The sequence below is a fragment of the Actinophytocola sp. genome, assembly GCF_036378875.1.
Taxonomy (GTDB): Bacteria; Actinomycetota; Actinomycetes; order Mycobacteriales; family Pseudonocardiaceae; genus Actinophytocola.
The window spans coordinates 114,017-125,099 of sequence record NZ_DASUVO010000098.1; the positions used below are offsets into that span (position 1 = coordinate 114,017).

The 11,083-nt window shown below is 67.9% G+C and carries 14 protein-coding genes; 8 read left to right on the top strand and 6 right to left on the bottom strand.

From position 1 onward, the window contains the following. Positions 1-3 precede the first annotated feature (3 nt). From VF106_RS28095 to VF106_RS28120, 6 genes are all read right to left on the bottom strand, one after another. Complete coding sequence (locus VF106_RS28095; RefSeq protein ID WP_330842861.1) at positions 4-639, bottom strand: heme-binding beta-barrel domain-containing protein; 636 nt, start codon at positions 637-639, stop codon at positions 4-6. Between the two features lie 162 nt (positions 640-801). Further along, positions 802-1,113 (bottom strand): DUF1416 domain-containing protein, encoded by a 312-nt coding sequence (locus VF106_RS28100; protein ID WP_330842862.1) that lies wholly within the window; start codon positions 1,111-1,113, stop codon positions 802-804. Positions 1,114-1,129: 16 nt separating this feature from the next. After that, positions 1,130-1,972, bottom strand: coding sequence for a sulfurtransferase (locus VF106_RS28105; protein WP_330842863.1), 843 nt, complete (start codon positions 1,970-1,972; stop codon positions 1,130-1,132). Further along, positions 1,969-2,490 carry a DUF4395 domain-containing protein gene (locus VF106_RS28110; protein ID WP_330842864.1) on the bottom strand — a complete coding sequence of 174 codons (522 nt, stop codon included), beginning with the start codon at positions 2,488-2,490 and terminating at the stop codon, positions 1,969-1,971. The genes VF106_RS28105 and VF106_RS28110 overlap by 4 nt, the downstream gene beginning before the upstream one ends. 200 nt (positions 2,491-2,690) lie before the next feature. After that, positions 2,691-3,044, bottom strand: coding sequence for a TlpA family protein disulfide reductase (locus tag VF106_RS28115; RefSeq protein ID WP_330842882.1), 354 nt, complete (start codon positions 3,042-3,044; stop codon positions 2,691-2,693). A 69-nt stretch (positions 3,045-3,113) separates the two neighbouring features. After that, on the bottom strand, positions 3,114-3,950 hold the full coding sequence (locus VF106_RS28120; RefSeq protein ID WP_330842865.1) for an LmeA family phospholipid-binding protein: 837 nt from the start codon (positions 3,948-3,950) through the stop codon (positions 3,114-3,116). Between the two features lie 294 nt (positions 3,951-4,244). On the opposite strand from VF106_RS28120, the gene VF106_RS28125 reads away from it, so the two are divergent. The 8 genes from VF106_RS28125 to VF106_RS28160 form a co-directional block, all read left to right on the top strand. Beyond that, positions 4,245-4,970: a winged helix-turn-helix transcriptional regulator gene (locus tag VF106_RS28125; RefSeq protein ID WP_330842866.1), complete on the top strand. Its 726-nt coding sequence runs from the start codon at positions 4,245-4,247 to the stop codon at positions 4,968-4,970. Positions 4,971-4,988: 18 nt separating this feature from the next. Further along, positions 4,989-5,846, top strand: a complete 858-nt coding sequence (gene mshD / locus VF106_RS28130; protein WP_330842867.1) for a mycothiol synthase — start codon at positions 4,989-4,991, stop codon at positions 5,844-5,846. Between the two features lie 172 nt (positions 5,847-6,018). Further along, positions 6,019-7,119, top strand: a complete 1,101-nt coding sequence (gene pstS, locus VF106_RS28135) for a phosphate ABC transporter substrate-binding protein PstS (protein WP_330842868.1) — start codon at positions 6,019-6,021, stop codon at positions 7,117-7,119. A gap of 86 nt (positions 7,120-7,205) precedes the next feature. Then, positions 7,206-8,189, top strand: coding sequence for a phosphate ABC transporter permease subunit PstC (pstC, locus tag VF106_RS28140; RefSeq protein ID WP_349257478.1), 984 nt, complete (start codon positions 7,206-7,208; stop codon positions 8,187-8,189). Then, complete coding sequence (pstA, locus tag VF106_RS28145; protein ID WP_330842869.1) at positions 8,189-9,268, top strand: phosphate ABC transporter permease PstA; 1,080 nt, start codon at positions 8,189-8,191, stop codon at positions 9,266-9,268. Before pstC ends, pstA begins: the two co-directional genes overlap by 1 nt. An 11-nt stretch (positions 9,269-9,279) precedes the next feature. Then, positions 9,280-10,059 carry a phosphate ABC transporter ATP-binding protein PstB gene (pstB, locus tag VF106_RS28150; RefSeq protein ID WP_330842870.1) on the top strand — a complete coding sequence of 260 codons (780 nt, stop codon included), beginning with the start codon at positions 9,280-9,282 and terminating at the stop codon, positions 10,057-10,059. Positions 10,060-10,167: 108 nt separating this feature from the next. Beyond that, positions 10,168-10,557: a hypothetical protein gene (locus tag VF106_RS28155; protein WP_330842871.1), complete on the top strand. Its 390-nt coding sequence runs from the start codon at positions 10,168-10,170 to the stop codon at positions 10,555-10,557. Then, positions 10,550-11,083, top strand: a 534-nt coding sequence (locus tag VF106_RS28160) for a DUF3558 domain-containing protein (protein ID WP_330842872.1), incomplete at its 3' end; no start/stop codon positions are given. The genes VF106_RS28155 and VF106_RS28160, both read left to right, overlap by 8 nt.

Sequence of the window (11,083 nt, forward strand, 5' to 3'; positions counted from 1 at the left end):
GGTCTATCCGGCCACCCTGCGCAGGTATGCGGACGTGTGGGGCTGGAGTGGCTGGCCCATCATCGCGCGTTCTTCCACGTAGGCCAGGTCACCGTTGTTCACCAGGCCGTACAGGCGTTTGGCGCCGTTGACCTCCTTCGCGGAGGCCGTTCGCATGGTCACGTCCGTGGCCAGTTCCCAGGACGTCTGGTTGCGGGGCTCGCCGTAGAAGATCTCGATCACGCCGGTCGCGTGGGTCAGGAGTAGTTCGATGGTGTCGTCGGGTTGTGGGCGCCACCAGCCCGTCTCGCGGGCGGCGGGGCGGATGACCTTGCCGTCCGCGTCCAACAGCCACGCCCGGCTCTCGTAGTACACGAACGGGCGGCCGTCGTGGGCGAAGACGATCTGTTGGCCGAAGTGCTGTGACTCGATGGTCGGGTAGACGACCTCGCCCTCGCCGCGCCACACGCCGATCAGGGGCAGCAACGGCAACAGGGCGTCGTGCAGGTCCGGGCCTTCGCGCAGGTTCGCGGTGTCGTTCTGGATCGGGAGGTCCGGCCACTGCGGAAGGTTGCGTTCGCGGGTCGTGTTGGCGCGTTCGGCCGCAGCGCGCAGGGCCGCGTCGCCGCTGCCGGGGACCGGGTCGTTGGGTGTGGTCATGAGCGTCGTCCCGCGATTCGGGTGGCCAGAACGGCCAGCGACGCGGTGCTGGCCAGTGCACCGATGATCAGTAGCAGGGTGACGAACAGTTCCACCCGAGGAGGATATGGCAACGCGGGGCGGCCCTATGACACGGCCGCCCCGCGTTCGGGGTAATGCTTGTCAGCCGACGGACACGGCCACCGGGTGCAGGCCCGGGCCGTCCGCGGTCACCTTCGTCTCGCCGTTGCCCGAGCGGTGGAGTGCCCGGACGGTCCATTCGCCAGGGGCGGCGAAGAAGCGGAAGTCGCCCTCCGCCGAGGACACGACCTCTGCCGTGAACTCGCCGCTCGCGTCAAGCAGTCGCACGAACGCGCCGCTGACCGCGACACCCTCGGCGGTCACCTTGCCGCTCAGCACGATCTCCTTGGCGAGGTCGATCCCGGCGGGTAGGTCCGCGGTCTGCTCCGGTGCGCCGCAACCGTCGTTGGCCATTTTTCGATATCTCCCTTTACTTGGTGCCGGGGCCGATCTCGACCGGAACGCCCACGAGCGAGCCGTACTCGGTCCACGAGCCGTCGTAGTTCTTGACGTCCGTGTAGCCGAGCAGCTCGTGCAGGGCGAACCAGGTGTGCGAGCTGCGCTCGCCGATGCGGCAGTACGCGATGGTGGCCTTGGACTCGTCGATCCCGGCCTCCTTGTACAGCTCGCGCAGTTCCTCTTCGGACTTGAACGTGCCGTCCTCGTTGGCCGCCTTGCTCCACGGCACGTTGATGGCCGACGGTATGTGGCCTGCGCGCTGTGCCTGCTCCTGCGGCAGGTGGGCGGGGGCGAGCAGCTTGCCGCTGAACTCGTCCGGGGACCGCACGTCCACCAGGTTCTTGGCGTTGATGGCCTCGACGACCTCGTCGCGGAAGGCGCGGATCGCGAGGTTCTGGTCCTTGGCGCTGTAGCTGGTCTCGTCGCGGGTCACCGGGTCCTTCGACAGCGGACGGCCGTCGAGCTCCCACTTCTTGCGGCCCCCGTCGAGCAGCTGCACGTGCTGGTGGCCGTACAGCTCGAAGTACCAGTACGCGTAGGCGGCGAACCAGTTGTTGTTGCCGCCGTACAGGATCACCCGGTCGTCGTTGCCGATGCCCTTGGCGGACAGCAGCTTCTCGAAGCCGGCGCGGTCGACGAAGTCGCGGCGCACCGGGTCCTGCAGTTCGGTCTTCCAGTCAATCTTCACCGCGCCGGGAATGTGGCCGCCGTCGTAGGCCGAGGTGTCCTCGTCGACCTCGACGAACACCACCCCCGGGGTCTCGAGGTTCTGTTCGGCCCACTCGGCGGTGACCAGCACGTCTTCGCGGCTCATCGGAGCGCTTTCTCCTTCGTTGGGGTGAATCGGCGGATCAACAGGTAGGTCTCGCAGCCGAGACAGAACGCGAACGCCGCGTTGAGGATGAGGCTTGGTCGGACGAGCCCGGCGCCTTGATCTTTTTGCGTTGGGCGATAGGCGTTGGGCGATGTTCGAGCAAGCCTCACAGCTGCCGCCAGGGCAACCGCGGTCGCGGCGACGCCGAGGGCGGTCACACCCGTGGCGTAGCCCAGCACCCCGACCACGGCGAAGCCGAACCCGACACCCTGCGCGAACCGCACCGGGGCGGCGTCCTCGCGCTCGTCGGTCGGCCCCAGCCTGGATGCGACGAACCTGCGGTACAGGATCGAGTACGGCGCGACGCCGAGCCCCGCGAACGCGCCGATGGCGAACACGACGGCCTGCGCGGCGAGCAGTGGCCACCAGCCGGTGACCAGCACGACCGCGAGCACGACGGTGGTTGTCCACGCGGCGAAACGTGGACCTCGAGGATCGATGTGAGCTTGAGCGGACATGTGGACACCTCCTGACTGCACGGCTGGATGGGATGCCAGCGCGGGCGGAGGACCCGTGGCTTGGGGGAGGTCCGCCCGTCAGTCAGCCAGACACAGGCTGGAGTCAACGCGGCAGTAATCCACCGCGCGGCGCCTGGTCAGGAACGTGTACACGGCTTGCACAGTACCGCCGCTTCCCTGCTGGTGGGCGTGCTGTCCACCTAATGGGACGGCAAATATGGGCTCAGAGCGTCAAGTAGTTCGTCGCGCTTCGGCACCCCGCCGATCCGCAGGATCTCGGTGCCGCCGGCGTCGACCGCGAGCGTGGTGGGGGTGCGGAGCACGGACAGCTCCCGGGCCAGGTCCGGCCGGTCGGTGAGGTCCAGCTCGGTGTGGTGCAGCCCCTCGGTGCGGTTCGCGAGGTGGGAGAGCAGCGCCCTCGTGTGCCGGCACGGCGCGCAGAACGTGGTGGACAGCTGGACCAGCGTGACCCCGCCCGGGACGAGCAGCGCCCGGACATCGGCGGGGAGCCCGCTCGCCGACGTCGCCCGGACGCGGCCTTCGCGGGCCTTCATGAGCAGGCCGGCGGCCGTGGCGAGCACGAGCGTGCCCACCAGCACGAGTGCCCGACCATGGCCTCACCCCTACTGGCCGCCCAGCACCACGTCCGTCGCGGTGCCCTTGACGGACAGTACGCCCGGTTCGACGGTCACCGCGTTCGGTGTGACGGTGAACGGCAGCTCACCGGGGTCAAGCGTGAAGGTCAGCGCCTGCTTGATCAGTGTGTCGAGCTCCGGTGACAGCGCGCCGCCGTCGAGCACGGAGTTGGTCAGCTCGATCCGGTTCGGGGCGAACGTCATCTTGGCGCCGTCGACCAGCGAGATGATGCCGAACGCGCACAGCTCGGTCTCGTCACCGGCGAGGTCGACGGTCGCGCAGATCCGGGTGCCCGCCGTGGTGTCCTCGATCTCCGCCTCGGCCGCGCGCTCGGCGGCCTCCTGCTCGGCGTCGGTGCGGTCGTCCGGGTCGGTGAGCACGTCCTGCTCGCTGACCGGGTCGATGGTCACGTTGGTGATGGCCTTGATGAAGTTGTTCTCGACCTGCGCGAGCGCTCGGTTGACGTCGGAGGCCTTCACCTTGACCTGGCCCTCGACCTCGCGGATCTTGACCTCCTTCAGCGAGCCGGACACCAGCTCGCCGAGCGGCGCCTGCACACCCCGCATCTCGATGTGCACCTCGAGGTCGCGCAGGGTGTCCTCGACCGGCACGCCCTTGGCGTCGATCGTGACGTGCCCGTACTCACCGGAGAGGGCCTGCGCGAGGAACGAGAAGCCACCCACCTTCACCGACGGGTCGTCAGAGAGCTCGAACTGGTCACGCGCCCGCTTGGACACCTGGTACTCGAAGATCGAGGCGGCGCCGAAGTCGGCGACGACCAGCAGTCCGACCAGCACGACGAAGGTGATGACGAGTCTGCGCACCGTCCTTGACCGGCGTTTGCGAGGCGCGGGTCGGGGCGCTGTCTCTGTCATCGTCATGCAACCAATGATTCCTTCTGAGCGGAGCAGGGGACGGACTGACCCTATCGGGGTACACACGGGGCCTGCTCGCGTTACGTTCATGTTTCGGTGGTCACACGAGTCCCATTCGTCGCAAATAGACACTCAAACATTGGTGCAACCGTGTGACGCACATGTCACGACCAGGACATTTGCTCGGTACACCAGCTATTCTCCCCGAAAGCCACGGAGCGTATCCAGAGAGGCGGGCCCCTTATGAGCCTCGACCTGCTGCTGCTCACCGCGGACCCAACGCCGGGCTCGGTTGTGCCATCACTGATGTTGCTTCCCCACCACGTGCGCACCCAGGCGCCCGAGGTCACCGCCCTGCTGGAGGCGGGTTCTCGGGACGTGGTCCTGGTCGACGCACGGACCGACCTCGCCGCCGCGAAGAGCCTGTGCCGGCTCCTCACGAGCGGCGGCGACAGCGCCCCGGTCATCGCGATCGTCAACGAGGGCGGTCTCGTTGCCGTCAACGCCGAGTGGCGTGTCGACGACATCCTGCTGCCCACCGCGGGCCCGGCCGAGGTGGACGCCCGGCTGCGCCTGCTGACCACGCGCGGTCCCGCCGGCGCCCCGGGGGCCGACGGCGCCCTGCGGCTCGGCGAGCTGGTCATCGACGAGGCGACGTACATGGCCCGCCTCCGTGGCCGGCCGCTCGACCTCACCTACAAGGAGTTCGAGCTCCTGAAGTACCTCGCACAGCACGCCGGCCGGGTGTTCACCCGCGCTCAGCTGCTGCAGGAGGTGTGGGGCTACGACTTCTTCGGCGGCACACGGACGGTGGACGTGCACGTCCGGCGCCTGCGCGCGAAGCTCGGCACCGAGCACGAGCAGATGATCGGCACCGTGCGCAACGTTGGCTACAAGTTCGTGCAGCCCCCGAAGGCGGCGCTGGGCGAGGAAGTCGTCGACGAGACGGCCGACGCGCAGCTGCACTAAGCCGGTAACGTCGGGCTCGTGGAGATCACCTGGCGCGAGCCCGACGACTCTCTCCGTGTGTTGCTCCTCGCCGCGCGGGAAGCCGACGGCACTCCCGATGTCGAGGCCGACGGGCCCCTGCCCAGGGAGTTCCGCGGCGGCCGGCACCTGCTCGCCCGCGACGGCGACGCGCTCGTGGGCTACGCGCACGTCGACACCGCCGGTGACGCCTTCGGCAACCAGATCGTCGAGCTGGTCGTCCACCCGGCCCACCGGGGCAAGGGGATCGGCGCCGCGCTGGTCGACGAGGTGCTGAAGATCGACAGCCCGCTGCGCCTGTGGTCCCACCGCGACCACCCGGCCGCCGCGCACATCGCCGAGAAGCGGGGCCTCGCACGGGTCCGTGAGCTGCTCCTCATGCGTCTCGACAACTCCGTCGAGCTACCGGAGCCGCGGTGGCGGGATGGCGTCCGCGTCCGCACGTTCGTCCCCGGGCAGGACGAGGCGGCCATGGTCGCCGTCAACAAGAGCGCCTTCGACTGGCATCCCGAGCAGGGGCTGCTCACCGTCGCGGACGTCGAGGCCACCGAGGGGGAGTCCTGGTTCGACCCGGCCGGCTTCTTCCTGGCCGTCGACGAGGACGACACGGTCCTCGGCTTCCACTGGACCAAGGTCCACGGCGACAACACGGGCGAGGTCTACGTCGTCGGCGTCGACCCGGCCGCGCAGGGCGGCGGGCTCGGCACCGCGCTGACCCTCGTCGGACTGCACCATCTGCGGGCGCGGGGCACCCGGGAGACAATCCTGTACGTGGAGTCCGACAACAGACCCGCAGTAACCGTGTACGCCCGTTTGGGTTTCACCCTTGCGTACACCAACGTCGCCTACCAGCGGTAATAGCGCGTTCACCGTTACAACAAGCAACAAAAGTCACAATCTGGTGTTGTTCACCCGTTGTTCACCTGAACACCCGGGTCTGTCCATCCCGGCTCCCTAGCGTCCGCGCTGCACCTAGCGGAATTAGTGGTGCGAGCAGTTAGTGACTACCGAGTTGCCCCGAGAGGATCCAGTGAAGCGCATCCGCTACGGCCGCATTGCGGCCATCGTCACTGCCGGCGCCCTTGCGCTGACAGCTTGTGGGAACGACCCGGCCGACTCCAACAGCGGCAGCGGCAGCGACAACGCGGGCAGCGAGTCGAGCCTGTCGGGTGACCTTCGTGGCGCCGGCGCCACGTCGCAGGAGTCCGCGCAGGCCGCGTGGGGTGCCGCGTTCCAGAAGGCGAACCCGGACGTGAACCTGTCGTACGACCCGGTTGGCTCCGGTGGCGGTCGCACGCAGTTCCTCGAGGGTGGCGTCGAGTTCGCCGGCACCGACTCCGCGCTGGACGACGACGAGCGCACGCAGGCCAAGGAGAAGTGCGGCGGCGACGCGTACGACCTGCCGCTGTACATCAGCCCGATCGCGGTCATCTTCAACCTCGAGGGGGTCAAGTCGCTGAACCTCTCGCCGTCCACCGTCGCGAAGATCTTCGACGGCAAGATCACCAAGTGGAACGACCCGGCCATCGCCGCCGACAACTCCGGCGTCACGCTGCCGGACCTCAACGTCACGCCGGTGAACCGCTCCGACGAGTCGGGCACGACCAAGAACTTCACCGACTACCTAGCGAAGACCGCGGCCGCCGACTGGCCGCACGAGGCGAGCGGTGACTGGCCGAAGCAGGGCACCCAGTCCGCGCAGGGCACCTCCGGTCTGGTCCAGGCCGTCCAGGGTGGCCAGGGCACCATTGGCTACGCCGACCACAGCCAGGCCGGCAGCCTGGGCGTCGCGAAGATCAAGGTCGGCGACGCGTTCGTCGAGCCGACCGCCGAGGGCGCGGCGAAGGTCGTCGAGGAGTCCCCCAAGAAGGACGGGCTGCCCGAGCACGACCTGGCGATCGACATCAAGCGGGACACCACGACCGCGGACTCCTACCCGCTGGTCCTCGTCTCCTACATCGTCGTGTGCTCCAAGTACGAGGACGCCACCAAGGCTGACCTGGTGAAGGCGTACGTCGGCTACATCGCGAGCGCCGAGGGCCAGGACGCCGCCGCCAAGGAGGCCGGCTCCGCTCCGATCTCCGACGCACTACGCACCGAGGTCGAAGCCGCCATCGAGGCCATCGCGTAATACGGTCCACACAGGTCCGGTGAGTGGCGTGCCGCGTCGCTCACCGGACCTGGGTCCGTCCCCCCTCCTGTGCACGGAGACCCACAGTGACCACAACGGACGAGCCGAAGGCGGCGCGAGACGCGTCGTCGGCCCAGCCGCGTCCACCGCAACGTCCCGGTGACCGGATCTTCTCGGCGAGCGCGAAGTACGCCGGCGTGCTCATCCTCGTCGTACTCGCCGCCGTCGCCGCCTTCCTGCTGATCCAGGGCTGGCCGGCCATCTCGACCCCCAGCGCCGAACTGGCCCGTCGCGTGGGCTTCCTCGACGACCAGTCGGTCTTCGCCTACGTCGGCCCGCTGGTGTTCGGCACCGTCCTCGCCGCACTGATCGCCCTCGTGATCGCCACGCCGGTGGCCATCGGGGTCGCCCTGTTCATCTCGCACTACGCGCCGCGGCGGGTCGCCTCCACGCTCGGCTACGTCGTTGACCTGCTCGCCGCCATCCCCAGCGTTGTCTACGGCCTGTGGGGCGGGCTCTGGCTGATGCCGAGGATCTACCCGTTCACCGAGTGGCTGTCCAACACGTTCGGCTGGATCCCGCTGTTCGAGGGCCCGGCCGCCAACCCAGCCCGGACGATCCTCACCGCCGGCGTCGTGCTCGCGGTCATGGTCCTGCCGATCATCACGGCGGTGTCCCGGGAGATCTTCCTGCAGACCCCCACGCTCCACGAGGAGGCGGCGCTCGCGCTCGGCGCGACGCGCTGGGAGATGATCAGAACCGCGGTCCTGCCGTTCGCGCGGTCCGGAATCGTCTCCGCCACCATGCTCGGTCTCGGCCGTGCGCTCGGCGAGACCATGGCGGTCGCGATGGTGCTCTCGCCCGGCCTGCTCTACTCGATCTTCATCCTCAAGCCGGGGCAGCAGCAGAACATCGCCGCGAACATCGCACTGGAGTTCCCCGAGGCCTCCGGGCTCGGCGTGAACGTGCTGATCTTCACGGGCCTCGTGCTGTTCGTGATCACACTCCTTGTCAACATGTTCGCGCGGTGGATCGTGAGCCGCCGGGCGGAGTTCTCGGGGGCCAACTGATGATTTCGGTAGACACCCCCCTCAAGGGCGTCAGCCTGACGCACGGGAAGCTGCCCAGGTACACGCCGGTCGCGATCTTCGTGGCATCGCTCGTGGTCATGGGTGCCCTCCTGGCCGTGTTCGGCGCGTTCAGCATCCCGCTGACCGTGGTGCTCGGCACCGTGCTGTTCGTGGTGGCGCTGCTGATCACCTCGCAGGCCGTCGAGGGCGGCCGTGCCGCGAGGGACCGGTTCGCGACCGCCCTGATGTACTCGGCCTTCGGGTTGGCGCTGATCCCGCTGATCAGCCTCCTGTGGCAGGTGATCGCGGCCGGCGTCAAGCGGTTCAACCTCTACTTCCTCAACACCACGATGCGTGGCGTGTTCGGCGGCATGGACGCCGGCGGCGCCTACCACGCGATCGTCGGCACGATCGAGATCACGCTGTTCGCGACGGTCATCTCGGTGCCGATCGGCATGCTCACCGCCATCTACCTGGTCGAGTACGGCCCGAGCCGGCTCGGCCGGGCCATCACGTTCTTCGTCGACGTGATGACCGGCATCCCGTCGATCGTCGCCGGCCTGTTCGCCTACTCGCTGTTCGCGCTGATCTTCGGGCCGGGCGTGCGGATGGGCGCGGCGGGTTCCGTGGCGCTGGCCGTGCTGATGATCCCGGTGGTGGTGCGGGCCTCGGAGGAGATGCTCAAGCTCGTGCCCAACGAGCTGCGCGAGGCCTCCTACGCGCTGGGTGTGCCGAAGTACCTGACCATCGTGAAGGTCGTGCTGCGCACGGCCACCGCCGGTCTGGTCACCGGTGTCACGCTGGCCATCGCCCGCGTCATCGGCGAGACCGCGCCGCTGCTCATCACCGCGGGCTTCGCGAACTCGGCGAACTTCAACCTGTTCGACGAGCGCATGATGACGCTGCCGGTGTACGTGTTCCGCCAGTACAGCCAGGGCCTGGCACCCAACGGCATCGTCACCATCAACTACGACCGGGCCTGGGCCGCCGCGCTGACGCTCATCATGATCGTCATGCTGCTGAACCTCGTCGCCCGCCTCGTCTCGAGGTTCTTCGCGCCCAAGACCGGCCGCCGGTAAGGACAAGGAATATGGCCAAGCGACTCGACATTTCGGATCTCAACATCTACTACGGCGACTTCCTCGCGGTCGAGGGCGTGTCCATGGCGGTCGAGCCGCGCGCGGTGACCGCGTTCATCGGTCCGTCCGGCTGCGGCAAGTCGACCGTCCTGCGCTCGCTCAACCGCATGCACGAGGTGATCCCCCGGGCGTACATCCGAGGCAAGATCGCCCTGGACGGTGAGGACCTGTACGCCCGCGACGTCGACCCGGTGCGTGTGCGCCGGCAGATCGGCATGGTGTTCCAGCGGCCGAACCCGTTCCCCACCATGTCCATCTACGCCAACGTGATCGCCGGCATGAAGCTGAACAACAAGCGCATGTCGAAGTCGCAGTCGGACGAGATCGTCGAGGCGTCGCTGCGTGGCGCGAACCTGTGGAACGAGGTCAAGGACCGCCTCAACAAGCCAGGCTCGTCGCTGTCCGGTGGGCAACAGCAGCGCCTGTGCATCGCCCGCGCCATCGCCGTGCAGCCGGACGTGCTGCTCATGGACGAGCCGTGCTCCGCGCTGGACCCGATCTCCACCCTCGCGATCGAGGACCTGATCGGCCAGCTGAAGCAGGACTACACGATCGTCATCGTCACCCACAACATGCAGCAGGCCGCGCGCGTCAGCGACCAGACGGCGTTCTTCAACCTCGCCGGCGTCGGCCAGCCGGGCCGCCTCATCGAGATGGACGCCACGGAGAAGATCTTCTCCAACCCGAGCGAGAAAGCCACGGAGGACTACATCTCCGGCCGCTTCGGCTGATCGGGTGGTCCCCGCATTTCGCAAACCGGAACCTTCCCCGTGGGGCATACGTCACAATAGTGTCCCGGGGTAACGGAGCCGGTACGTGACGGATGGGGGTGGGGGCTCATGACCGCCATAGGCGCCGCGATGGGTGCCGCGATGGGCGCCTTCGCGGGCTCGATGAAGCAGTTCGCGGCGGCAGCGGCAGGCGGGCAGTTCGCGGTCAGCCCCGAAGGAGGCGACGCGCTGCTCAAGGCCATCCGCGATATGGCCAGATGGGTCGACGACAACCTCATCGAGGGCGAGTGGCTTGCCCAACAGCTCCCCCTCGGCTCCAGCCACGGTGCCGAGGCGATGAAGCCGTACCTGGTGCAAGTCGCGACGGACGATCAGGGATTCATCCCCAAGCTGCGGGAGTTCCGGAGCACCCTGGCCGACGCGGAACAGGGCATCATGGCCGCGATGGAGAATTACGACAACACCGACCAGGGTGCCAGGGGGAACTTCAGTGCCTAGACGCTTGGTCGCCACGGCCATCGCGTTTCTGTTCCTGCTCGCTGGCTGCTCCGAGAAGACGATTGGCAGCCCGAGCCCGGACGACAGTTCGACCGAACCGACCGCGACCACCGAGCAATCCACGGAAGAGACGACCAGCGGGCAGAGCCCGAGCGGAGACCTCGCCGATGTCGAGCCCTGCGAACTGCTGGACGACACGGAGAAGGCCTCGCTCCAGCTGACCGGCGGACAAGGCAAGACGGTTGGCCAGGCCAGGGTCTGCGAATGGCGGCGCGAGGGCCCGACGATCAACGAGACCTTCACGATCGGTGTCGCGTTGTTCGAGAACCTCACCATCGACGACATCGTCGGCACGAACATCCAGCGCCTGCCCAAGATCGGCAACCACGACGCCGCTACCTACACAGGCACGACCGGATTTTGTGGGGTGAGCATCGCCGTCGGTGAAAAGTCTCGGGTGGACGTCAACTCCGCAGGCGGCGATCAGCAAGAGGCATGCCCGTTGGTGACCCAGCTGGCCACATTC

Excerpts from the sequence above, each read along its gene's own strand:
- VF106_RS28095 (WP_330842861.1), bottom strand. The coding sequence starts at position 639 with ATGACCACACCCAACGACCCGGTCCCCGGCAGCGGCGACGCGGCCCTG.
- VF106_RS28100 (WP_330842862.1), bottom strand. The coding sequence starts at position 1,113 with ATGGCCAACGACGGTTGCGGCGCACCGGAGCAGACCGCGGACCTACCC.
- VF106_RS28105 (WP_330842863.1), bottom strand. The coding sequence starts at position 1,972 with ATGAGCCGCGAAGACGTGCTGGTCACCGCCGAGTGGGCCGAACAGAAC.
- VF106_RS28110 (WP_330842864.1), bottom strand. The coding sequence starts at position 2,490 with ATGTCCGCTCAAGCTCACATCGATCCTCGAGGTCCACGTTTCGCCGCG.
- VF106_RS28115 (WP_330842882.1), bottom strand. The coding sequence starts at position 3,044 with ATGAAGGCCCGCGAAGGCCGCGTCCGGGCGACGTCGGCGAGCGGGCTC.
- VF106_RS28125 (WP_330842866.1), top strand. The coding sequence starts at position 4,245 with ATGAGCCTCGACCTGCTGCTGCTCACCGCGGACCCAACGCCGGGCTCG.
- pstA (WP_330842869.1), top strand. The coding sequence starts at position 8,189 with ATGATTTCGGTAGACACCCCCCTCAAGGGCGTCAGCCTGACGCACGGG.
- pstB (WP_330842870.1), top strand. The coding sequence starts at position 9,280 with ATGGCCAAGCGACTCGACATTTCGGATCTCAACATCTACTACGGCGAC.
- VF106_RS28155 (WP_330842871.1), top strand. The coding sequence starts at position 10,168 with ATGACCGCCATAGGCGCCGCGATGGGTGCCGCGATGGGCGCCTTCGCG.